This window comes from Bradyrhizobium sp. 2TAF24 (assembly GCF_052115025.1).
In the GTDB taxonomy this organism is placed as follows: domain Bacteria; phylum Pseudomonadota; class Alphaproteobacteria; order Rhizobiales; family Xanthobacteraceae; genus Bradyrhizobium_A.
The window spans coordinates 136906-158650 of sequence record NZ_JBFRFW010000011.1; the positions used below are offsets into that span (position 1 = coordinate 136906).

General features: G+C 67.4%; 20 protein-coding genes. 4 read left to right on the top strand and 16 right to left on the bottom strand.

Annotated elements, in window-relative coordinates; genetic code table 11:
- Positions 1 to 4: 4 nt before the first annotated feature.
- Complete coding sequence (dctA, locus tag AB4Z37_RS18170) at positions 5 to 1390, bottom strand: C4-dicarboxylate transporter DctA (RefSeq protein WP_441518139.1); 1386 nt, start codon at positions 1388 to 1390, stop codon at positions 5 to 7.
- A gap of 234 nt (positions 1391 to 1624) precedes the next feature.
- On the opposite strand from dctA, the gene AB4Z37_RS18175 reads away from it, so the two are divergent.
- Positions 1625 to 2533, top strand: coding sequence for an alpha/beta fold hydrolase (locus tag AB4Z37_RS18175; protein ID WP_441518140.1), 909 nt, complete (start codon positions 1625 to 1627; stop codon positions 2531 to 2533).
- Positions 2534 to 2545: 12 nt separating this feature from the next.
- Here AB4Z37_RS18175 and AB4Z37_RS18180 read toward each other — a convergent pair whose 3' ends face one another.
- Both AB4Z37_RS18180 and AB4Z37_RS18185 read right to left on the bottom strand, forming a co-directional pair.
- Positions 2546 to 4945 carry a putative bifunctional diguanylate cyclase/phosphodiesterase gene (locus AB4Z37_RS18180; RefSeq protein WP_441518141.1) on the bottom strand — a complete coding sequence of 800 codons (2400 nt, stop codon included), beginning with the start codon at positions 4943 to 4945 and terminating at the stop codon, positions 2546 to 2548.
- A 346-nt stretch (positions 4946 to 5291) separates the two neighbouring features.
- Positions 5292 to 5906, bottom strand: a complete 615-nt coding sequence (locus tag AB4Z37_RS18185; RefSeq protein WP_441518142.1) for a hypothetical protein — start codon at positions 5904 to 5906, stop codon at positions 5292 to 5294.
- 245 nt (positions 5907 to 6151) lie between these two features.
- Here AB4Z37_RS18185 and AB4Z37_RS18190 point away from each other — a divergent pair, with 245 nt between their 5' ends.
- Positions 6152 to 6505, top strand: a complete 354-nt coding sequence (locus tag AB4Z37_RS18190; RefSeq protein WP_441518143.1) for a hypothetical protein — start codon at positions 6152 to 6154, stop codon at positions 6503 to 6505.
- Positions 6502 to 7971 carry a methyl-accepting chemotaxis protein gene (locus AB4Z37_RS18195; protein ID WP_441518144.1) on the top strand — a complete coding sequence of 490 codons (1470 nt, stop codon included), beginning with the start codon at positions 6502 to 6504 and terminating at the stop codon, positions 7969 to 7971. Before AB4Z37_RS18190 ends, AB4Z37_RS18195 begins: the two co-directional genes overlap by 4 nt.
- Positions 7972 to 8141: 170 nt before the next feature.
- On the opposite strand, the gene AB4Z37_RS18200 is transcribed toward AB4Z37_RS18195, so the two are convergent.
- Together AB4Z37_RS18200 and AB4Z37_RS18205 are read right to left on the bottom strand one after the other, a co-directional pair.
- Entirely contained in the window at positions 8142 to 8912 is a 771-nt protein-coding gene (locus tag AB4Z37_RS18200) for an ABC transporter permease (protein ID WP_441518145.1), read from the bottom strand.
- Positions 8913 to 8914: 2 nt separating this feature from the next.
- Positions 8915 to 9691 carry an ABC transporter ATP-binding protein gene (locus AB4Z37_RS18205; protein WP_441518146.1) on the bottom strand — a complete coding sequence of 259 codons (777 nt, stop codon included), beginning with the start codon at positions 9689 to 9691 and terminating at the stop codon, positions 8915 to 8917.
- 190 nt (positions 9692 to 9881) lie between these two features.
- Here AB4Z37_RS18205 and AB4Z37_RS18210 point away from each other — a divergent pair, with 190 nt between their 5' ends.
- Positions 9882 to 10898: an ABC transporter substrate-binding protein gene (locus tag AB4Z37_RS18210; RefSeq protein WP_441518147.1), complete on the top strand. Its 1017-nt coding sequence runs from the start codon at positions 9882 to 9884 to the stop codon at positions 10896 to 10898.
- A 270-nt stretch (positions 10899 to 11168) separates the two neighbouring features.
- On the opposite strand, the gene AB4Z37_RS18215 is transcribed toward AB4Z37_RS18210, so the two are convergent.
- The 11 genes from AB4Z37_RS18215 to AB4Z37_RS18265 form a co-directional block, all read right to left on the bottom strand.
- A complete protein-coding gene (locus AB4Z37_RS18215) occupies positions 11169 to 11501 on the bottom strand; it encodes a hypothetical protein (protein ID WP_441518148.1) in 333 nt (110 codons plus the stop codon).
- Positions 11498 to 12493, bottom strand: a complete 996-nt coding sequence (locus AB4Z37_RS18220) for an amidohydrolase family protein (protein WP_441518149.1) — start codon at positions 12491 to 12493, stop codon at positions 11498 to 11500. The genes AB4Z37_RS18215 and AB4Z37_RS18220 overlap by 4 nt, the downstream gene beginning before the upstream one ends.
- On the bottom strand, positions 12493 to 14046 hold the full coding sequence (locus AB4Z37_RS18225; protein ID WP_441518150.1) for an FAD-dependent monooxygenase: 1554 nt from the start codon (positions 14044 to 14046) through the stop codon (positions 12493 to 12495). The genes AB4Z37_RS18220 and AB4Z37_RS18225 overlap by 1 nt, the downstream gene beginning before the upstream one ends.
- Positions 14047 to 14059: 13 nt before the next feature.
- On the bottom strand, positions 14060 to 14806 hold the full coding sequence (locus AB4Z37_RS18230; protein ID WP_211967055.1) for an SDR family NAD(P)-dependent oxidoreductase: 747 nt from the start codon (positions 14804 to 14806) through the stop codon (positions 14060 to 14062).
- Positions 14806 to 15711, bottom strand: a complete 906-nt coding sequence (locus AB4Z37_RS18235) for a fumarylacetoacetate hydrolase family protein (RefSeq protein ID WP_441518151.1) — start codon at positions 15709 to 15711, stop codon at positions 14806 to 14808. Before AB4Z37_RS18235 ends, AB4Z37_RS18230 begins: the two co-directional genes overlap by 1 nt.
- Positions 15712 to 15717: 6 nt before the next feature.
- Positions 15718 to 16116, bottom strand: a complete 399-nt coding sequence (locus AB4Z37_RS18240) for a RidA family protein (protein WP_441518152.1) — start codon at positions 16114 to 16116, stop codon at positions 15718 to 15720.
- Between the two features lie 12 nt (positions 16117 to 16128).
- The gene (locus AB4Z37_RS18245; protein WP_441518153.1) at positions 16129 to 17199 is read right to left on the bottom strand and encodes an Ldh family oxidoreductase; all 1071 of its coding nucleotides are present in this window, start codon (positions 17197 to 17199) and stop codon (positions 16129 to 16131) included.
- Positions 17196 to 17612, bottom strand: coding sequence for a cupin domain-containing protein (locus AB4Z37_RS18250; RefSeq protein WP_441518154.1), 417 nt, complete (start codon positions 17610 to 17612; stop codon positions 17196 to 17198). Before AB4Z37_RS18250 ends, AB4Z37_RS18245 begins: the two co-directional genes overlap by 4 nt.
- Before the next feature lie 182 nt (positions 17613 to 17794).
- Positions 17795 to 18616 (bottom strand): GntR family transcriptional regulator, encoded by an 822-nt coding sequence (locus AB4Z37_RS18255; protein WP_441518155.1) that lies wholly within the window; start codon positions 18614 to 18616, stop codon positions 17795 to 17797.
- Positions 18617 to 18796: 180 nt separating this feature from the next.
- A complete protein-coding gene (locus AB4Z37_RS18260) occupies positions 18797 to 20416 on the bottom strand; it encodes an ABC transporter substrate-binding protein (RefSeq protein WP_441518156.1) in 1620 nt (539 codons plus the stop codon).
- Between the two features lie 62 nt (positions 20417 to 20478).
- A complete protein-coding gene (locus AB4Z37_RS18265) occupies positions 20479 to 21720 on the bottom strand; it encodes an SfnB family sulfur acquisition oxidoreductase (RefSeq protein ID WP_441518157.1) in 1242 nt (413 codons plus the stop codon).
- Between the last annotated feature and the right edge of the window lie 25 nt (positions 21721 to 21745).

The window sequence follows — 21745 nt, forward strand, 5'->3', positions numbered from 1 at the left end:
GCGGTCAACCAGACCGCCCGACAAGCTGCGAGGGCATGGCCATATGGACTGCCACGGTGTCCGGCCCGGCGCCGTCGGCCGCCGCCGGCACGTCATCGGGCGCACGCCCTGAGAGCACGGCGGCCATGCGTTCGCGGTCGATGGCGTTCTCCCAGCGCGCCACCGTCACGCAGGCCACGGCATTCCCGATCATGTTGGTGATCGCGCGGGCCTCGGACATGAAGCGGTCGATGCCGAGCAGCAGTGCGAGGCCCGCGACCGGCAGGGTATGGGTCGACGACAGTGTCGCCGCCAGAGTGACGAAGCCCGCGCCGGTCACCGCCGCCGCGCCCTTCGACGTCAACAGCAGCACCGCGAGCAGCGCGAGCTGCTGCTCCAGCGGCAGGGGAATGTTCATCGCCTGGGCAATGAACAACGCCGCCATGGTCAGATAGATGGCGATGCCGTCAAGATTGAACGAGTAGCCGGTCGGCACCACGAGGCCGACCACCGATTTGGAGACGCCGAGATTCTCCAGCTTGGCCATCAGGCCCGGCAACGCGCTCTCCGAGGTCGACGTGCCCAGCACCAATACGATCTCACGGCGGATATAGAGCAGCAGGCGCCACAGGCTGAAGCCGCTGAGACGGGCGATGGCGCCGAGTACCCCGAAGATGAACAGCGCGCAGGTCGCATAGAAACACAGCATCAGCACACCGAGCTGCTGCAGCGAGCCGATGCCATACTTGCCGACGGTAAAGGCCATCGCGCCGAACGCGCCGATCGGCGCGAAATACATGATGACTTCGATCACCCCGAACAGCGCGTCGGCCACCTCATCGAGCATGCCTACGATCATGCCGCCGCCGCGCCCGGTGCGCACCAGCACCAGGCCGAACATGACGGATATGACCAGTACCTGGAGCACGTCGCCGCTGGTCAGCGCGCTGACGAATGTCTCCGGCACCATTTTCAGGATGAAATCGGCGAACTGCAGCTTCTCGCCGCTGCCGACATAGCTCGACACCAGCGCGGTGTTGAGCGATTGCGGATCGACGTTGAGCCCTTCGCCGGGCCTGACGATGTTGCCGACCACGAGCCCGAGCAACAATGCCAGCGTCGACACCACCTCGAAGTAGATCAGCGCCTTCAGCCCGATGCGCCCGACGTCACGCATGCTGCCCATCTTGGCGATGCCGGTGACCACCGTGACGAACACGATCGGCGCGATCATCATCCGAATCAGTTTGATGAAGATGTCACCGAGCGGCTTCAGCACCACGCCGATGTCGGGAAAGAACCTGCCGACGAGGACCCCGATCACGATGGCAAGCAGCACCTGGCCGTAAAGACGTTTATAGAACGGCTTGCGCGCAAGGCCCGGCGCATCGTCGAACGTCGCTGTCGTCATTGGGTCCTCCCGGAACGGCACCAGTCTTCACGCGGCGCGCGAGCGCACCCTAGAGTCGCGTCCGACAGGCGGCCAATGCGCGTTTTCGATCGTTTGATGCCGGAATTGGATGAGGAATTCCGATATGGTTGCTATAAGGAGAGGCCATGCCCCGGCGGGATCCGGCGGCAGAGCTCTGCCGGCGGGCGGATCCGGCAGGCGCCCCGCAACCGGCAAGGACGGTAAGCCAGGATCATGCCCATCACCGAGCTCGGCCCCTCGCGCTTCCTCGACGGCTTTGGCCTGCTCGATGTCGACGTGGCGCCCGGTATCACCATCCGTGCCGCGGTCGCGGGCGAAGGCCCGCCGCTGCTGCTGCTCCACGGCCATCCACAGACCCATGTGACCTGGCGCAAGATCGCCCCGCAATTGGCGCGTCGCCATCGCGTGATCGCCGCCGACCTGCGTGGCTACGGCGACAGCAGCAAGCCCGATGGCGGGCCCGGGCACATCAACTACAGCAAGCGCGAGATGGCCCGCGACCAGGTGGCGCTGATGGCAGCGCTCGGCCACAAACGCTTCGCCGTCGTCGGCCACGACCGCGGCGCGCGGGTTGCCCATCGCATGGCGCTCGACCATCCCCAGGCTGTCGCACGGCTGGCGCTGATCGACATCGCGCCGACGAGGACAATGTATGAGCGCACCGACAAGGCATTCGCGACACGTTATTTCTGGTGGTTCTTCCTGATCCAGCCGGCACCGCTGCCGGAGCGGCTGATCTCCGCCGATCCGGAGTTCTTCCTGCGCCATCATATCGCCGGCCAGCTCAAGACCGAGGGGGCCACGGAGCCGGCCGCGTTCGACGAATACCTGCGCTGCTACCGCGATCCGGCAACACGGCATGCGATCTGCGAAGACTATCGCGCCGCCGCGACCATCGACCTTGTCCATGATGCGGAAGACGCCGACCGCAAGGTGACGGCGCCCCTGCTCGCGATCTGGGGGGCCAAGGGCACCGTCGGGCAGCTCTACGATGTGCTGGCGACCTGGCGCGACAAGGCCGCCGATGTCAGCGGCCGGGCGCTCGCGTGTGGTCACTCGCCACAGGAGGAGACGCCCGCGGAAACGCTGGCCGGACTCGACGCCTTCCTCGGCTCCGTCTGAGCGCCCCGCGCGTCACGCGGTGGCGCGTGCCGATCGGTTCGACAGCATCCACTCGACGTCGGACGCCGGCCGTGGCGGGCTGAACAGATAGCCCTGCACCTCGGTACAGCCTTCCGCGCGCAGCAGGTTGAGCTGGGTGCAGGTCTCCACCCCCTCGGCGGTGGTGGTGATGCCGAGGCTGCGGCCGAGCCCGGTGACGGCGCGTACGATCGCCATGGAATCTTCGCGCTCGCCGATATCCTGAACGAAGGAGCGGTCGATCTTGATCTTGTCGAACGGAAAGCGGCGCAGGTAGCTGAGACAGGAATAGCCCGTGCCGAAATCATCGATCGAGATGCGAACGCCGAGCTCACGCAGCCGCCGCAGCGTGGCGAACGTCGCTTCACTGTCGTTCAGCAACAGCGACTCGGTGATCTCGAGCTCGAGGCGCTCGGGCGGCAGGCTCGCCTCCTCCAGTGCCGCGACCACCGTCTCGACGAGGTCAGTATTCTTGAACTGAATGGGTGACAGGTTCACGGCGACGCAGACCTGCTGCGACCAGCCTGCGGCCTCGCGGCAGGCTTTGCGCAGCACGATGTCACCGATCGAGCGGATCAGGCCGGTCTCCTCGGCCACCGGGATGAACTGGCCCGGCGGAATCACCCCGCGAAGCGGATGAATCCAGCGCACCAGAGCTTCGAAGCCGACGATCTGACCGGTCTCGAAGCCGACGATCGGCTGATAGTAGACATCGAACTCGCCCTGCGACAGCGCGGTCTTGAGCTCCATTTCCAGCAGGCGCCGCGCCTGCGCCCGCGCATCCATGCCAGGCTCGAAGAAAGTGAAGGTGCCCCGGCCGTCGTTTTTTGTGCGGTACAGCGCAAGATCGGCATTGCGCAGCAGCTGTTCCGGGTCGTCGCCGTCCGCCGGGGCCACCGTGATGCCGATACTGATGCCGATCGCCAGATGATGGCCACCGATTTCGAACGGCGCCGAGATCCCCTCGATGATCTGCCGGGCAAGCGCCGCCGCTGCCCCGGCCATCGGCGTATCGCCTGTCAGCACGATGGCGAATTCGTCGCCCCCGAGCCGGGCAGCCAGCGCGGTGGCGCCGACGCAGGCCGCGAGGCGCTCGCCGACCTGCTTGAGCAGTTCATCGCCGATGTGGTGCCCCAGCGAATCGTTGATTTCCTTGAAGCGGTCGAGGTCGAGGCACAGGATCGCCACCTCGCCGCCGTTTCCGAGGTTGGCGACCGCCTGTTCCAGCGCCTCGCGATACCTGACGCGGTTGGCGAGGCCGGTCAGGGCGTCGTGATGCGCCATGAAGGCGAGCTGCGCCTGCGCCCTGCGAGCCTCGGTGATGTCTTCGAGGGTCGCGACCCAGCCGCCGCCCGGCATCGGCTGTTCGACGATACGGACCACGCGGCCGCTGGCGTGCTCCATGATCTTGATGCTCGACGTGCCGGCGCGCATGTCGGCCATGATGCGGTGAAAGAACTCCTCGGGATCACCGGCGAAATCGCCGGCCGCCCGGCGCATTCTGAACAGATCGAGCAGCAGCAGCCCCTTGAGCGGCAGGCCGGGCACACCGGTCAGCCGGGCATAGCGCTCGTTGTAGAGCGACACCCGCCCATCGGCATCCAGCATGCACAACCCCTGCGACATGTTCTGCAGCGCGGTGTGCAGCAACACCTCCTGGCGGCGGAGCATCGCCTTGGAGCGGCCATCGCCGATCAGCGCGATAAGGCACAGCGCCGCCATCACCGCGGTCGCGATCGCGATCGACAGCGAGGTGCCGAACAGCGGCGACACGGCGCCGGCGAAAGCCGGGTCCGCAGTGAACACGATCGCATGCATCACCGTGAGATGATGGGCCATGACCGCAACGGCCAGAAAGGCCGCGGCGGCGGCCGAGCGGAACAGATCGCAGCCGCGGGCCGCGAAGGCGAGCCCGATGCAGCCGAGCCCGCTGGCGAGCATCAGCGCCAGGACGCCGAGCGACGGCGACGATGACAGATGCCCCGGCAGCTCCAGCGCGGACAGCCCGGTATGGTGCATCACCGCGATGCCGCCACCGAAAATGAGGCCCCCGATGACGACAGTGACCTGCGCGTCGCTGCGCAGCACGAGGCCAAGGCCAAGCCCCACCGCGGCGATGGCCAGCGTCAGCGACATCGCCACAAAAGAAGGATCCGATCCCGCGATCACGCCGGGGAGGTAGAGCGGCATCAGGATCGCATGGACAGCCCAGAATCCGCAGCCGCCGACCGTGGCGGCCGAGCCGAGCCAGATCGTCTGCCCGGTCGCCGTCGACACCTGCGCGCGGCGGAACAGCGCGATTGTCGCCGCGCTCGCCAGCACGCAGACGGCCGTCGCGAGCCCGAGCAGGACTCCAGGATAGTCTGACGCGATGGCGGCGAACGCTCGGAACATGGGACCCATCGATCGGGCAGGCCAAGGCACCCGGGTGTTCGGGGCTGCACGGCGATTAGGTCATCGCAGCGCTTAAGAATTTACTTAAAACCTGGCGGATCCTGGACGCCCCATCTCCGTCGGAAGATGTCACCGACTTCGCCGCGCATTGCCGGGCGCGAGCGTGTTCTCGGCGCCAGCCATCATCGATATCTGCCGCGATCGCAAGCGCTTGCCGCGGGTGCGATCGATGCGGCCACGGTGTCTGGTGAGGACGCTCGGCCAGCACGTGCCGAGGCTCCGCTGCGGCGCGCCGGCGCAAGCTTTCGTTCGCTCCCAGCCGATTGGTGCCGGCTCGCGCGGCGTCTTATTCCCCATCGAGACCTTGCCGAAGCGCATGGTAGGACGCCTGCAGCTGCGTGCCGACCGCAGCCCAATCCGCGTCCGTCATCGTATTCGCCCGCGCATCGCGATAATCCATCGCCAGCGCGCGCCGCACGCCGGCTTCGCGGATCCTTGCGTTGTCGCGCCCCAACACCAGCGTCGAGACCTTGGCGATGGTCAGGCCGTAGGCCTCGCCTGTGCTGTGCTCACGCCGCGCCTGCCACCAGTCGAGTTCGGTGCGTGCAGCCGCTTCGATATCGAAGGCCGCGGGCGCCCCCTTGGCCAGCACACCGAAATACGTGACCAGGTATGGCGTTGCGGCCGCGGCGGCGGCGCGCGACGTGGTCGGCTGGAAGGTCTTCGCCGCCTGTGCCGCAGCCAGAGCGATGCGCAGGCTGTCGAGCGGCGAATAGCCGTACTCGCGGGCGAACAGCTGATAGAGGTGGCCGAACAGCGCGAGATAGCGCTTGTCGTAGTAGTCGCGCCAGGTGGCGGCATCAACACGGGCGACCGTGTCGGGATTGAAGGCCGCAAGGTTCGGTCGCCGCGGATAGGCCGCCCAGAGGCCGAACACAAGCAACGCCGCGGCAGCGACCATGACGACCATCCCGGCAGATGCGCGCCCTGTTGCGGCCATCGGCAGTCCGATCGGCGGAGGGGGATCGATGTCCGTCTCCTGAAGTGAACGGCGCAGCAAGTCTGCCCGCAGCGCCGGATGCAGTGCAAGGCCGATGTCCTCAGCCCGGATGGCGTCGCCGATCCGTCGGGTCTCCGAAGCGAACCGACAATGCGGGAACCGCAAATTTACGTCGAATTAGCTTTGTTTCGGTATCAGATTGCCACATGAAGCAGGCCCAGCATACTCCGGCCGCGCAATGGCCAGCGTGGCTGGGCGCCGCCGCGCTTCTGACCGCAAGCCTGATCGCGGTTGCCGCGCTGACGTTGCGCACCACTCCCGGCATGGATGTAGTCGCAGTCGCGTTCCCGCCCTGGTGGAACACACAGCAGACCTTTGCCGCCGCGGCCGCGGCCGACGCGGCCGTCGTGCGGACGACCGCCATCGCATCGCTCATCGTCGTCCGCCCCGAAGGCCGCAACGGCCTGCAGCGGCTGCACGCCGCCGGCGCCTGGCTCACCCTCAACCCGCAGGCGATTTCCGCCTGCTTTCGCACCACCACGATGGACAGACCAGCATGACCACCGACCACGAGGATCTCGACACGTTGCGTGAGACCGTCAGCAAGGCATTGATCGCGCTGTTGTGGCTGCACCTGCCGCTGTCGGTCGCCATCGGAATGGCCCGGGGCGATGGCTGGGTGCTGCCGGCGCTGTTCGTGGCGGTGTGCGCCGCGGCCCCCACGCTGTCATGGCGGGCGGCGGGCAGTGGACTGCCGACCCGCCTCACGGTGGCGGTGGCGCTGATGGCCGACGTCTCGATGTTCACCTATCAGCTTGCCGGACATACCTGGCAGCTCGACCTTCACATGTATTTCTTCGCGACGCTGGCGTGCCTGGTGGCCTACTGCGACCCGCGGCCGATCGTGGCTGGCACGGTCGCGGTGGCGCTGCATCATCTGCTGCTCAACTTCCTGCTGCCCGCGGCGATCTATCCGGGCGGCAGCGACCTCGGACGTGTCGTGCTGCACGCGGTCGTCCTCCTGATCGAAGCCAGCGTGCTGATCTGGCTTGCGGCCACCCTGGCACAGCTGTTCCGGACGGCTGCTCAACGCACCCGGGAAGCCCAGGCCGCCCAGAGCGCCGAAGCGCACGCCCAGGGCGAGCGGGCCGACGCGGAGCAGCGGGCAGCCCGCGCGCGCGACGCAACGCGGCAAGCGCTGGCGGCCGAGTTCGAGCGCAAGGTCGGTGGCATCGTCACGGCAGTCGCCGCAGCGGCCGGCGAGATGCAGGGCATGTCGGCCACGATCAACGGCAACAACGAGGATGCCGCACGCCAGACCGCGGCTGCGGCCGCCGCCGCGGCGCAGGCGTCGCAGGGCGTCGACACCGTGGCCGGGGCCGCGGAGCAGCTTGCCGCCTCGATCGGCGAGATCGGCCAGCAGGTCACCCGTTCCGCCGGCATGACCGAGAAGGCCGCAAGCGAGGCTCGCCGCACCAATCAAGTGGTCGACAGTCTCGTGGAGGGCACACGCAAGATCGGCGAAGTGGTGGTGCTGATCCAGAACATCGCCAGCCAGACCAACCTGCTTGCGCTGAACGCCACCATCGAGGCCGCCCGGGCCGGCGAGCAGGGCAAGGGTTTCGCCGTGGTCGCCAACGAGGTCAAGGCGCTGGCCAACCAGACCGCCAAGGCGACGGAAGAGGTCGCACAGCAGATTCAGGGCATCCAGACCGCGACCGGAGAAGCGGTGAGCGCCATCCAGGCGATCGTGACCACGGTTGCCGAAATCAACGACATCTCGCGCACCATTTCACTGGCCATCGAGCAGCAGGGTGCCGCGACGCGCGACATCGCGGCCAACGTCCAGCAGGCGGCGATCGGCACCAGCGACGTCAACGCGAACGTCGACAGCCTGAACCGCGCCTCGGGTGAGGCCAGCCTCGTCGCCGCGCACCTGCTGCAGGCGTCGAACGGGCTGTCCAAGCATTCCGAGCAGTTGCAGGGCGAAGTCGAACGCTTCCTGTCGTCGCTGCAGGCGGCGTAGAGCGCGTCCGCTTGTGATCAGACTATCAAGGCGCCAACGTTCATTCCTGGGCGCCTTGTCATGACCTGAACCGATATCCGCGGCACGCCAGGAGTGGCAGAACGGATTGGACCTTCGCAATCCACCGCAGACATTCACCGGCTGCTGCGGATCACGGCAGCGCTGAGGCCTCAATGCCCGACGGCGCGCGGCGGCAGCCAGCGGGCAAGCAGCACCTCGACGATCTCGACCACGGCATAGACGCCGAGGCCGAGGAACGACAGCGCGAACAGCGCGGCGAATGCCAGCGGCGTGTTGAGCTGCGAGGTGGCGCTGAGCAGCAGAAAGCCGAGGCCGTGGCTCGATCCCATGAACTCGCCGATCACCGCACCGATGACCGCGAGCGTGATCGCGACCTTGGCGCCGGTCAGCACGAACGGCAGCGCCGCGGGAAACTGCACCTTGTAGAAGATCTGCCAGGGCGAGGCCTTGAGGCTGCGCGCGAGCTGGACGAGATCGCGCGGCGTCGCGCGCAGGCCCGCGGCGGTGTCGATGATGATGGGAAAGAACGCCACCAGCCAGACGATCGCGAGCTTGGATTCGAGGCCGGTGCCGAGCCACACCAGCACGATCGGCGCCAACGCCACCTTGGGCACCGACTGCAGTGCTACCAGCAGCGGATAGAACATCAGGTTGAGCGGGCGGGAGTTGGCGATCGCGACCGCCATCGGCACGCCGACGGCGAACGCCAGCACGAACCCGAGCACGGTCTCGGCCAGCGTCACCCAGCCCTCGCGCAGCAGCAGGCCGAAGCTGTCGACGAACGCGATGGCGACGCTGTCCGGCGACGGCAGCACCGCTTCGGGAATCTTGAACAGCGAGCAGGCGACGGCCCACAGCACGCAGATGAGCACGACGCCGGCGAACGGATAGCCGATCTGGGAGATAGTGGCGCGGCTCATGATCACAACTCCTTCGCCGGCGCGGCCAGAAGGCCGAGCGCTTCGCTGGCGCGGCGCTCGGCCGCGGTGAACTCGGGCGTGAAGCGGCTCGCCTGGCTGCGCGGCCCCGGAAGCTGGATGTCGAACGCCGTGCTGACCCGCGCCGGCCGCCGCGTGAACACGACGACCTTGTCGGCGAGATAGACGGCTTCCGAGATCGAGTGGGTGACGAACAGCACCGATGCGCCGGTCTCGGCCTTTACCTTGAGCAGGAGGTCGTTCATGTCGAGGCGAGTGAATTCGTCGAGCGCACCGAACGGTTCGTCCATCAGCAGCAGCTTGGGCTTGTGGATCAACGCGCGGCACAGCGACACGCGCTGCTGCATGCCGCCGGACAGCTCGTGCGGCCGCGACTGCGCGAACGCCTTGAGGCCGGTGAGCTCCAGCAGATGCTCGGCGCGCGCTTTCGCCGCGGCGTCACGGCGGCCGAGGATCTCCATCGGAAACAGCACATTCTCGATCACCGAGCGCCACGGCATCAGGCTCGGCTGCTGAAACACGAAGCCATAGTCGGAATAGGGACCATCGACCTCGCGGCCCCCGACCTTCACCGAGCCCGATGTCTTCGGCACGAGGCCTGCGACAATGGTGAGCAGCGTGGTCTTGCCGCAGCCGCTCGGCCCGAGCAGCGCAACGAACGTGCCTTCCTCGAAGGCCAGATTGGCTTCGTCGAGCGCGACGACTTCCCTCGGCCCGCTGCCGAACACCTTGCGGACGTTGGATATCTCGACGAACCCCATCCCGTTCCTTTCCCGCAATGCCGCGCTCATCCGCCCGGTCCGGCGCGCCGGCGGAGGCCTTGCGACGAGTCGCTTGATCAGCTTGTATGTCTTCTGAAATATCTTATGATGTCTCTGTGGTCAACGGGAACCGCCGCCGGAAGCACGGCCCCGGCCATGCCGCAAAGAAAACGGATCGGAGGACCTTGAGATGCTGAAGAAACTGGCCGGCGTCGCCGCCACATTGTCGTGCCTCGCTGCGACCCCATTCACCGGCGCGGCGGCGGCCGAGACCAACGTCAAGTTCATGCTCGACTTCATCAGCCTCGGCCGCCACACGCCGTGGTACGTCGCGCTGGAGAAGGGCTACTTCAAGGAAGAAGGCCTCAACGTCGAGATCATGCCGTCGAAGGGCACGGCGGATGCGATCCGGGGCGTCGTCACCGGCATTGCGCAGATGGGCCTGATCGACGTGCCGAGCCTCGTCGCCGCCGGCAAGGCGGGCAGCGACGTCAAGATCGTCGCCGGCGCCTATGTCGAGGCGCCGTACTGCGTCTACACGCTCAATCCCGGCGCCAACGTCATCAAGCCGGTGCAGCTCGAGGGCCTCAAGTTCGGCTCGAGCTCGGCCTCGTTCATCCCGCAGATCTGGCGCGCCTTCATGCACATGAACGGCCTCGACGGCAGCAAGCTCGAGATCGTCAATGTCGATGCCGCCGCGCGCATTCCGATGCTGGCCGCCGGCCAGGTCGAGGGTGTCGACCAGTTCCTGATGGCGGCGCCGGCGATCCGCCGCGCCGCGCCGGGCAAGCAGCCGGTGTGCCTGTTCGCCGCCGACTACGGCCTCGACCTCTACTCCAACTCGATCGGCGTGAAGAAGAGTTTCCTCGACGAAAATCCGGAAGCGGTGCGCGGCTTCGTGCGCGCGGCGCTGCGCGGCTGGCAGTACACCCTCGCTCATCGCGACGAGGCCACCGCGATCATGGTCAAGAGCGTGCCCGCCCTCGACCGCGGTATCGTGCGCGAGGAGATCGACCTGCTGGAGCGCATCGCCGTCAACACCGACGTCAAGGTGAACGGCTTCGGGCATATCCTCCCTGAGAAGATGGCCAAGACCTTCGACTTCATCAACTCCAACGTCCAGGTCAACGGCGGCAAGCTGGAAGCAAACCAGACCTACGTGCCCGGCTTCATGCCGAAGACGCCGATCCTGCCCGAGCAGAAGTAGGCCGCGCAGCATCGTCACAAACACAAAATCCCCGGAGCGACGCTCCGGGGATTTTTTGTTGGGATAGACAGCGCACTCCCACTCTCAGCGTCATCACCGGGCAGGCGCGCAGCGCCGAGACCCGGTGATCCAGCTTATGGAGACTATCGCCGTGTCGCGAACAAGCTGGATTGCCGGGTCTTCGCCCGGCAATGACGCGGCGGGTGTGGTCAGCGCCGAAATCAAATCACATAACTCCGGCAACAACGCACTCGACTGCGCCCTCGCCGCTCAGGCCTTCGCGACCGCCTGCTTGAACTCGATCAGCACGTTCGAATAGGTCGTCTGGCCGACGTTCTCCAGCTCGTGCGGGATGCCGGCCTCGCGCCACATCACCTCGCCTGGGGTCTCCTTGGTCGAGCGCGAGCGACCGTCGGCAAAGCGCATGAAGTTGTCGCCGGGGGTCAGCGGCACGATCAGGTAAGGCAGATTGTGCTGGTGCCAGCCCTGGATGCCGCCCGGCGGCAGCGTCAGGCGCCACACCCGGATGGTGTCGTTCTCGAAGATAACCTCGTCGCCGATGGTGCCGAGGACGGTGCCCTCCGGCATGCGGATCTCGCTCATGTGCGTTCCTTCCTGGTGCTGAAGCGCGCCAGGAGGCGCGCCGGATTGTCGGTGAGATAGCGCCGGCGCCGCTCGGCGGCGAAGTCGCCGAGCTGGCGGCGCGGCTCGACGATGCCCATCGGGAACGGCCAGTCCGACCCGAATACGACATTGTCGGCGCCGAACGTACGGTCGGCAAGCTCGGCCGCGGCCTCGCCGTGGCAGATGCAGTCGACATGGATGCGGCGCATCAGTTGCGACGGCGCCGCCCGGCTGGTGTCGACGCCTGGCCGCGCCGTGGCGTGGCCACGCTCCCACCGCCCCGCGACCATCGGCGCGAGGCCGCCGCCATGGGCGAAGCACGGCACGATGTTGGGATGGCGCTCCAGGACGCCCGAGAACACGAGGTGCGCGATCGCCACCGTGCTCTCATAGGGATTGCCGAGCAGGTTGGTGAGGTAGAACGACTGCAGCCGACCGTCGGCGCACTCGCCGGGATGGAAGAAGACAAATGCGCCGGCGTCGTCGAGCACGCGCCACAGCGGCGCGAAGGCGTCGTCGCCGAGCGTGCGATCGTCGCCGGTGCCCGTCGGCATCGCGAACAGCGCATGGCCCCGCGCGATCCAGTCGGCAGCGATCGCCGCGGCCTCGTCCGGCGCCTCGACCGGCAGATGCATCAGCGGCCTGAGGCGATCGCCGGAGGTCGCGGCGATGTCGCGCAGGCCGGCGTTGAGATAGTCGGCCCAGGCGCGCGCGTCTGCGCCGCGCAGTTGCTGGCGATAGAGCGGTGGCGGTGCCGAGATCCAGGCCTGGCCGACACCGTTCTCGGCCATCCAGGCGATCAGCGCGTCGGGCTTGAACAGCGCCTTCATGCCCACCGTGTGGCCGTCGACCACCAGTACGCCCTTCGCGGCATCCCACACGATACCGTCGAACGCCGCGAGACGCTCCGGCACCACCGGCGCGAGATGGGCATGGACGTCGAGCAGGATGCGATCGTGCGAATCCGTCATCACGCGTGTCCCCGGATGCGGTTGTAGAGCCCTGCGATGTCGGCGTGGCCGAGCGGCAGGATCGCCGCAATATGGTCGTCCGGCCGCAGCAGCACAACGGTGTCGTCGCCGCAGCCGAGCCGCTCGCGCAGGCGGTTGCCGATGTCGAGCAGCGCACGCTCGCGCAGGCCCGAGTCGAGCGGCGCGTCCCAGCGCGACACCACGTAGCTGCGCAGGCCCGGCAGATCGTCAGGCGGCAGCACCGGGCGACGGCGCACGTCGGTGAAATACAGCGCCACGAAGCTGTCGTCGCAGAGATCGTGCAGGTAGACACGGCCGCCCCGCCCCTCGAACAGCGGCATGTCAGGAACACGGTCGCCCACGCGCACTGCGCCACGCTCGGTCTTGACCAGCGACCACTGCCCGGAGCCGTCGACATCGAGGCTGACGCCGAGCAGCGAGCGCGTCATGGCGTTGGCCCACGCCGAGCCGGACATCGCCCGCGCACCGTCGTTCTCGCCGCCCATCAGCTTGCGCGCCGCTTCCGCCATCTCGCCGGAGCCGTGCGCGGCCAGCGGCCGCTGCTCGTGCTCGTAGCCGTCGAGCAGGCTGTCCGCGGCCCAGCCGCGCAGCACCCAGGCGAGACGCCACGGCAGGTTGATGGCGTCGAGCACGCCGGTGTTGAGGCCGAGCGCCCACATCGGCGTGATCAGATGCGCGGCATCACCGGCGAGGAACACGCGGCCGTTGCGCCAGGTCGAGGCGATGCGGTGATGGACGCGGTAGGTCACGGTGTTGATGACCTCGAGGGCGTTGACCTCGCCGATGAAATGGCGCGCCTTGGCCTCGAGCTCGGCCGGGGTCGCCTCCTCGACGCCCGGCGCCAGCGGAAACAGGAAGCGCCAGCAATGCGGCTGGCGCACCAGCACCATCCACTCCGCCGGATCGGCGAAATAGGCGAGATACGGATAGTCGCGCGGATTGGCGGCGTCGAGGTCGACCTTGATATCGACCAGCATGTAGCGGACGTCGAGCGACGTGCCGTCCACCGCGATGCCGAGCTGGCTGCGCACGGTGCTGCGGCCGCCGTCGCAGGCGATCAGGTGACTGCCCTCGACCTCACGCACGCCGTCCGGCGTCTCGAAGCGAGCGACCACGCCATCGTCGGTCTGCGCGAACGACAGCAGCTTGTGGCGCAGGTTGACCGCGCCCTCGGGCAGGTCCGACAGGCCGTCGGCGAGCACCGGTTCGAGATGGTGCTGCGGCAGGTTGATGACGAAGGGAAAACGCGTCTCGTCGACGAGATGCTCGGTCATCACCGAGGCGCGGCGGGTGTTGGTCGCCCGCTCGATGTCGCCGATCTCGTCGAGCCGCAGCGCCCGCGCCAGCACCGCGCGATCGACGCGGTAGCGGCGGAACGCCTCGATGGTGCGGGTGAGGATGGTGCCTGCCTTGGTGTCGCTGGAGAACTCGCGGTCCTCCTCGAACAGGCGGAAGTCGATGCCATAGAATTTAAGGGCGAGAGCCGTCATCAGCCCGACCGGGCCGGCCCCCACCACCAGAACCGGTTTCATCGGCCGGGATCTCCTATTCGTCGTCTTCGTTGCGTGCGAACGCCATGTCGCGGCTGAGCAGCGACGCAGTCATGGTCGCGGCGTCGGACAAAAGGAACATCAGCGGGCCGACGACATCCTCGGGGCGGCCGACGCCGATCGAGGACTTCCAGCTGGCATCGTCGGCGCCGGCATTGGCGGCGCGGTACTGCGGCGTGTCGATCACGCCCGGCGCGATGAGGTTGACGCGGACGCGATGCTCGGCGACCTCCTTGGCCGCGCTCTTCACCCAGGCGGTCAGCGCCGCCTTGGACGAAGCGTAGGCCGAGGCCTTGGGCCAGCCCTGGTGCGCGAGGCCCGACGAGAACGCGATCACGGAGCCCCTGCGCCGCGCGATCATCGATCCGATCACCGCCTGGTAGCACCACATCACGCCGTTGAGGTTGATGCCGATCACCCGCAGCCATTCGGCCGGGTCCATCTCGTGGATCGCCGAGCGCGGCTGGATCGCCGCGGCGCAGACGAGACCATCGACCGGTCCGATCGACGCCGCGATCTCGGCAAAGCCGTCCATCACCGCGGCACGGTCGCCGACGTCGATGCGGCGGGTGGCGATGGCAGGCGCCTCCGCGCGCAGGCTGGCCATCGCCGTCTCGTCCATGTCGCAGACCACCACCCTGGCGCCGGCCGCGGCGGCGGCGCGCGCCAGGGCGCGGCCGATTCCGTTGGCTCCGCCGGTGATGGCGATGACGTCTCCGGTGGCGTCGAAGCGGACTTTCATTAGGGTGCGCTCATGGATGCGATGTCAGTCGTGTCGTGCAGATTCGCCGAGACGACGCGATTGCGCAACTCGCCGAGACCCGTGGCCCGGACCACCATCTCGTCGCCGGCTTTGAGGAACACCTGCGGCTCCCTGGCATTGCCGATGCCCGAGGGCGTGCCGGTGATGACGACGTCGCCCGGTTCCAGCGTCATGCCGAACGACAGCTCGGCGATCAGCTCGGCGATCGGAAACGCCATCTGCTTGAGCAGCGCGCTCTGCATCACCTCGCCGTTGAGGGTCAGCTCCAGCCGCGTGTTCGGCAGATCGAGCTCGTCCGGCGTCACCAGCCAGGGGCCGAGCGGCATGGTGCGATCGATGCTCTTGCCCTTGAGCCACTGGCCGCCATGGCGGCGCTGCAGGTCGCGCTGCGACACGTCGTTGGCGAGGCAGTAGCCGAACACGTGGTCGAGCGCCTGCGCCTGCGACACGCTGCGGCAGCGCTTGCCGATGACGAGAGCGACCTCGGCCTCATAGTCCCATTTGGCGGAGATGTGGGCGTCGAGGCCGATCGCCTCATGCGGCCCGATCACCGTGTTCGGCCCCTTGGTGAAGAACGTCGGCGCTTTGGGGCGGTCGACGTCCTGCCCCTCGCGCTTGCCACGGCTCTCCTCGAAATGGTCCCAGTAGTTCCAGCCGGTGCACAGCACGTCGCGCTGGAAGCGCTGGATCGGGGCCATCAGCTCGACGGATGCGAGCGGCGCGACCTGAAGATCGTTGCGCGCCGCGAGGCTGTCGATCGCTGCGCGGCCCTGCGCGATCAGCGCCACCATGTCGCCGGCCTCGGCCGGCAGCAGACGAACCTTGTCGCCTTCGGCGAGGGCGACGCGTGCCGCTCCCGCCACCTTGACTGTCGCCAGACGCATGATCGATCAGCCGTTCGGCAGCACGGCGATTGCGCTGATCTCGATGAGGTACTCAGGCTTCACCATCTTGGAGACCTCGACCATGGTGGACGCCGGCACCGGCGCCTTGAAGTACTCCTCGCGCACCTTGTGGATGATCGGGAAGTGCTCGATGTTGCGGACATAGACGTCGACGCGCACCACGTCGTCGAGCGAGCCGCCGGCGGCTTCCGCCGCGGCCTTGAGGTTCTCGCAGACCTGACGGGTCTGCGCCTCGACGTCGCCGATGCCGGCGATCGAGCCGTCGGCGCGGCGCGCGGTCATGCCCGAGATGAAGACGAGCTTGCCCCTGGCCTCGATGGTGGTGGCCTGGGAGAAATGGCCGTTCGGCTTGGCGAGCTTGTCGGTGGTGATCTGCTGCTTCATCGTGGTGGACTTTCAGTTGGAGAGAAGGTGGCCGAGATCGAGCCCGAGCGAACGGGCGGTGTCGATCAGGCTGGTCAGCGCTGCCGCGGACACGCGACAGCGCCCGGCGGCGCAGCTGCGCGCGGCATAGGCGAGTTCACCCGGCGCGTAGACACGCTCCACGCCGGGCGCACGGCGCGTCGCGGACACCCGCGACAGCTCCGCGCCGGCGCGCGTGGCGAAAACATCCGGCGCCACGAAGTGGCCGGCGTCGATGGCGAGGAACAGGTTGGCGCAGCGATAGGGCCGCGCCGCCGGACCGTAGAGCGGCGCGACCTCCGCGCCGATCGCGCCGTCGGACAGGCCGCCGCACAGGAGATCGACGATGAAGGCGAGGCCATAGCCTTTCGGGCCCGCCGCCGGCAGCAGCATGCCCTCGATCGCCGCCTTCGGATCGGTGGTTCCCGCGCCACTCTTGTCGGCGGCCCAGCCCTGCGGAATCGGCTGCCCCGCCGCGGCGGCGTTGCGGATCTTGCCCATCGCCACCGCGCTCAAGGCCATGTCGATTTCCGGCGCGAACGCGCCGGCGCTCGGGGTCGCGATCGCGATGGGATTGTTGCCGGTGAGCGGTTCGGCGCCGCCTGGCGCCGGCATCAGCGGCCGGGTGTTGGCCATCACCATGCCGACACAGCCTTCGTCCGCCATCATCCGCGCGTAGCGGCCGGCAGCGCCGAAGTGAAAGGCATTGCGCACGGTAACGGCGGCAAGGCCATAACGCTTCGCCCGTTCGACCGCGAGGCCCACCGCCTGACGGGCGGTAAGCTGTCCCAGCGCATCGTGCGCGTCGATCACCACCGCCGCCTCGCGGTCGGAGACGATCTCCCCGGTGGAGGCCGTCGACACCGAGCCGGCGCGCAGGCGATCGACATACATCGGCACCAGCATGACGCCGTGGGACGCGACGCCCTCGACATCGGCAGCGACGAGATCCTCGGCAACGATCGCCGCATCCGCCGGCGCAACGCCGACGGCCACGAAGATCGCCGCGACGGCCTCGGCGAGCGTCGCCGCCGACAGCATGCCGTCGGTTGCCGCGGTGGTCACCGCGCGTCCTCGTCGTTGTTGTACCAGGACGGCCGCTCGGGATAGTGCGGGCCGTCATACATCTCGACCACGATGGTCTCTTCGTGCGCCAGCGTCGGGCCGTGCACATTGCCCTTCGGGTTGCAGTAGAACGAGCCGGCGCGCAGCGTCACGCCGGTGCTGGTGTACTCGTAGTGGCCCTGCAGGCAGAACATGAACTGGTTCGACGCATGCAGGTGCGGCGTCGGAATGCTCGCGCCCTTGTCGAACCGGATCAGCGCGATCGACGCGCCGGTCTCGTCGTTTCGCCACAGCATCTTCTCGTGCACGCCCGCGAGCGACTTCGCGCGCCACGGCATGTCCGCCGTCTGGATCAGGATTTCAGCGAGGGACGGCATCCCCGGCGGGGTGGTCGGAGGCGTGGTGCTGGTCATGTCGGCTTCCAGATATCATGAGGTGAATTAGATGATATTTCACATGATACAAAAAGCAAGCCCCTTCCGCCGCTGCGACGGCGAGGACACACGATGTCCTTGATCGGCATGAAAATTCGTGGCGCGCGACCGTGCGCGCCGACGCCGCGGCGCAACCGGCGTACTCTCTCAGAACACCAGCGTCAGTGCGGCGGCAGCGAGCGGAACGCGTTGGGCGACATGCGCTGGAGCTTTTCCAGCCGGGCGCGCAACGCCGAGATATGGTCGAGCATGCGCTGCGCGGCGAGTTCGTCGTCGCCGGCGATCACGGCCGCCGCGATCTCGGCGTGCTGGCGGTTGGTCGCCGGCACGTCGATGGTCTGCCACAGGTTGAGATACCAGAAGCGCGTCGAGCGCTCGTGCAGCACGCGCGCGAAATCGCTCATGATGGCATTGCCGGAGAGCTGGGCGATCTCGCGGTGAAACCAGCGGTCGTTGGCGGTGAACGCGGCGATATCCGGCGGATCCTGGTCGACCGTCGCGGTCGCGATCTCCATCATCCGCGACAGCTGGTCGGCGGTCACCTCGCCGGCGGCGACGCGCCGCGCCGCCGCGCGCGCCAGCTCTGGCTCCACGGTGACGCGGGAGTCGAGGATCTTCATGATTTCCGCGAGGCTGTCGGGCTGCACGATGATGCCCTTGCGCGGCAGCACATCGACGAGGCCCTCGAGATGCAGCCGCTGCAGCGCCTGATGCACCGGCGTGCGGCCAAGCTTGAGCTGGGCGCAGATCGCCGCCTCGTTGAGGTACTGCCCCGGCAGGAAGTGCAGATTGATGATCCGCTCCTTGATGCTCTCGTAGGCCTGCTGCACCAGCGACTGCGACTTGCCCTCTTCGGGCTTGCCCTTGCTGGCGGACGCCGGCGCCTTGGGCGCGGCGGGCTTCTTCAGGGCGGCGGCCTTCTTCGGCGCAGCCGCCAGCTTCGGCGCGGATGCCGCCTTGCTCGACTTCGGGGTCGCGGCCATCGGCCAAGCTCCTCATCAACGACCGGACTGCCCGCCGGGAATCGTATCCAGATGACTATTCCTTGCGCAGCGGATGCGCAAGACTTTGCCATCACCAAAAATTGTTCCTGAAATATCTCGATTCGAATCCGTCTCCCGGCCATGCGGGCGGGCTTGTCCTCGTCGCGCCGCGGCCGGGCGTCAAGGCGCGGCGAAATACACGTCGGCAAGGTTGCCGCTGAGGCCGTCGGCGCCGACCGTATGGTCGCGCACCCGGCGGTCGTGGATGGTGAAGTCTGGCGCCGTGGTGATGCCGATGTCAGGGACATCGCGGGCGATGACCTCCTGGAACCTGGCGAACTGCTCGACCCGCTTGTCCGGGTCGACCTCCACCGCCGCAGCCTCGAGCAGGCCATCGACCTCCGGACTGGCGTAATGCGATCCGTTGCTGAACGGCACCCCCGGCTTGAAGTTCTTCGACCAATAGAGGCGCTGGACCCCGACGGTTGGGTCGAACAGGTTGCTCATGCCGTTATAGGTGAAGTCGAAGTCGCGGTCAGTGTAGACGCGCTTGGTATAGGTCGCGAAATCCTGCGACCGCACGCTGACGTCGACGCCGATCCGGCCGAGCGCCTGCTTGATGTACTCAGCGCCGCGCCGGTAGCTCTCGTTGCTCGGCACATAGTCGTGCACGAGGCGCAGCCGCACGCCGCCGTCGCGGCGCGGCAGGCCGGCTTCATCCAGCAGCTTCTCCGCTCGCGCCGGATCGAACGCATAAATCGGCAGGTCGGGAAGATAGAACCTCTTCAGGTTGACGCTGAACGGACCCGGAATGGGCGTGCCGTAGCCATAGTTCACCACCTTGTGGATCACGTTGCGGTCGATGGCATGCGCGAAGGCGCGGCGCACCCGCACGTCCTGGAAATACGGCTTGTCGAGGTTGAACTCGATCCGCGAAATGCTGTTGGTGTACTCGTAGCCCCTGGTCTCGAACTTAAGATTGGGCAGCGCCTTGAGACGCTCGACGTCGCTCAGGGGGATCGGCGTTCCCGGCGCGATCTGCACCTCGCCGGTCTCCAGCGCCGCCGCGCGCGCCGCACCGTCGGGAATGAAGCGGATGATCAGCCGATCGACATAGGGCTTCGGCGCGTCCCAGTAGTTCGGATTGCGCTCATAGGCGATGTGGCTGCCGCGCACCCATTCCCTGAACACGAACGGCCCGGTGCCAACAGGCGCATTGGAGACCGGATTGGCGTCCACCTTCTGGCCGTCATACAGGTGCTTGGGAATGATCGGCGTCTCTGCCGCCGCGAAGGCGCTGATGAGATAGGGCGCCGGCTTCGACAGGATGAGGATCACGGTGTGGGCGTCCGGCGTCTGTACCTCGGCGAGATTGCCGAAGGTGCTGCGCCCGCGTGGATGGACGTCCTTGATCGCCCGGATGGAGAACGCGACGTCGTCCGCGGTGAAGTCGCGGCCGTCATGCCACTTCACGCCCTGCCGCAGCGTGAACGTATAGCGCAGGCCATCGGGACTGACGGACCAGGCGGTGGCGAGCTGCGGCTTCGGCGTCAGGTCGAAGTCGTAGGCGAGCAGCCCCTCTGTCGCCTTCGCCGAGACGAAAACCGAGTTGAACGCCGTGTGCGCGATGGTGGTGATGGTGGGCGGTTCGGCGCTCAGCAGCACGGTCAGCGTTCCGCCGTGCTTGCGCTCGGCGGCGACCACGCGCCCGGCGGAGCCATCCAGCAGCACGGTTGCGGACAACGCAGCGCTGCCGAGCAGGAGCGATCGCCGGGTCATCGTCGACAGGTCGAATGGCATGGCTGCTGAGCTCCGCATTGGATGGACCGAACGTTGAAATCGAATGTCCACCGAAGAACGCCCTAGAGGGTGCCGTGCCGCGGCGGCTTGATGCCGTTGAGGTAGTAGTTGCCGACCGCGTGATATTTCCAGCGCACCGCATCGTGCAGCGTGTGAACGCGGGCGTTGCGCCAGTGGCGGTCATAGGCGTGCGGCGGCACGGTGGAGCGCGTGCCGGCCAGCTCGAAGAAAGTCTCGCTGGCACGCAGCGCGATGTCGTTGGCGAGCACCTTCGCCTCCGCCACCGCAATGGAGGCCGCGGCAATGGTGTCATCATTCGGGTCGGCGATCGCCCGATCGATCGTGCGCCCGGCCCGCTCCAGCAGTGCTTCCGCCGCATGGAGCTGGATTTCCAGCTTGCCGAATTGCGCCACCAGCAGCGGATCGTCGACGGCGCGCGCAAAGCCGCCGTCGCGCGCCGCCCGGGAGAATTTCGGCACGAAATCGATGGCATCGCGGATCGCCGCATCCGCGATCCCGACATCGATGCCGACATGGGAGATCTGCGAGACCGCGCCCTGCGGAAATCCCTCGTAGGCGCGATGCAGTGGCAGCACATGCGAGCTTGGCACCCGCACGTCGTCGGCAATGACCGAGCCGCTTGCCGTGATGCGCTGGCCAAAGCTGTCCCAATCGTCGATGATCGACAGGCCAGGGCTGCCGGCCTCGACGATCGCCACATGACGCTGCCCCTGCGGGTCAGCCGCGATGATCGTCACGTAATGGGCGAACAGCGCGCCGGTTGCATAAGCCTTGCGGCCGCGAACCAGGAAGCCGTCGCCGTCGGCAACGAGCTGCGTCTCGAGGGTATCGACCCGCGATCCCCCGGCCTCGGAAGAAGCATTGCCGAACCGATAGCCGCGCAGGATCTGTCCGAGGAAGAACGACTTCTGCTCGGCGGTGCCGAGCGCCGCCAGCCAGTGCACGGCACTGTTGTGGTTCTGCTGGATCTGCGCGATCGAGGCATCGGCGGATGCAAGGATCGCGAACACCTGCCCCACCGTCGCGTAGGACACGCCGGCGCCGCCATAAGCCCTGGGGACGTTGATCGCCCACAACCCGGCCTGTGATACCAGGTCGAGCTCCTCGAACGGCAGGATGCGCTGCCGATCACGCTCCGCGGCGCGGACCGCGATCTGCGCGGCGATCTCGCGGGCCACCGCAATCGCCTCCTCGTCGCTGCGAATGATCCGGGCGGGCGACTGCGGCCCACCGACACGACGGGGCGACGGCGCAGCCTCGGCCCTTGCTCCTACAACACTCATCAGGCTCTCTCTGCTCAATCCTTCA

Excerpts from the sequence above, each read along its gene's own strand:
- AB4Z37_RS18225 (WP_441518150.1), bottom strand. The coding sequence starts at position 14,046 with ATGAAACCGGTTCTGGTGGTGGGGGCCGGCCCGGTCGGGCTGATGACG.
- AB4Z37_RS18250 (WP_441518154.1), bottom strand. The coding sequence starts at position 17,612 with ATGACCAGCACCACGCCTCCGACCACCCCGCCGGGGATGCCGTCCCTC.
- AB4Z37_RS18260 (WP_441518156.1), bottom strand. The coding sequence starts at position 20,416 with ATGCCATTCGACCTGTCGACGATGACCCGGCGATCGCTCCTGCTCGGC.
- AB4Z37_RS18235 (WP_441518151.1), bottom strand. The coding sequence starts at position 15,711 with ATGCGTCTGGCGACAGTCAAGGTGGCGGGAGCGGCACGCGTCGCCCTC.
- AB4Z37_RS18180 (WP_441518141.1), bottom strand. The coding sequence starts at position 4,945 with ATGTTCCGAGCGTTCGCCGCCATCGCGTCAGACTATCCTGGAGTCCTG.
- AB4Z37_RS18185 (WP_441518142.1), bottom strand. The coding sequence starts at position 5,906 with ATGGTCGCTGCCGCGGCGTTGCTTGTGTTCGGCCTCTGGGCGGCCTAT.
- AB4Z37_RS18220 (WP_441518149.1), bottom strand. The coding sequence starts at position 12,493 with ATGACGGATTCGCACGATCGCATCCTGCTCGACGTCCATGCCCATCTC.
- AB4Z37_RS18215 (WP_441518148.1), bottom strand. The coding sequence starts at position 11,501 with ATGAGCGAGATCCGCATGCCGGAGGGCACCGTCCTCGGCACCATCGGC.
- AB4Z37_RS18255 (WP_441518155.1), bottom strand. The coding sequence starts at position 18,616 with ATGGCCGCGACCCCGAAGTCGAGCAAGGCGGCATCCGCGCCGAAGCTG.
- AB4Z37_RS18195 (WP_441518144.1), top strand. The coding sequence starts at position 6,502 with ATGACCACCGACCACGAGGATCTCGACACGTTGCGTGAGACCGTCAGC.
- AB4Z37_RS18265 (WP_441518157.1), bottom strand. The coding sequence starts at position 21,720 with ATGAGTGTTGTAGGAGCAAGGGCCGAGGCTGCGCCGTCGCCCCGTCGT.
- AB4Z37_RS18210 (WP_441518147.1), top strand. The coding sequence starts at position 9,882 with ATGCTGAAGAAACTGGCCGGCGTCGCCGCCACATTGTCGTGCCTCGCT.
- AB4Z37_RS18175 (WP_441518140.1), top strand. The coding sequence starts at position 1,625 with ATGCCCATCACCGAGCTCGGCCCCTCGCGCTTCCTCGACGGCTTTGGC.
- AB4Z37_RS18190 (WP_441518143.1), top strand. The coding sequence starts at position 6,152 with ATGAAGCAGGCCCAGCATACTCCGGCCGCGCAATGGCCAGCGTGGCTG.
- AB4Z37_RS18200 (WP_441518145.1), bottom strand. The coding sequence starts at position 8,912 with ATGAGCCGCGCCACTATCTCCCAGATCGGCTATCCGTTCGCCGGCGTC.
- dctA (WP_441518139.1), bottom strand. The coding sequence starts at position 1,390 with ATGACGACAGCGACGTTCGACGATGCGCCGGGCCTTGCGCGCAAGCCG.
- AB4Z37_RS18230 (WP_211967055.1), bottom strand. The coding sequence starts at position 14,806 with ATGAAAGTCCGCTTCGACGCCACCGGAGACGTCATCGCCATCACCGGC.
- AB4Z37_RS18240 (WP_441518152.1), bottom strand. The coding sequence starts at position 16,116 with ATGAAGCAGCAGATCACCACCGACAAGCTCGCCAAGCCGAACGGCCAT.
- AB4Z37_RS18205 (WP_441518146.1), bottom strand. The coding sequence starts at position 9,691 with ATGGGGTTCGTCGAGATATCCAACGTCCGCAAGGTGTTCGGCAGCGGG.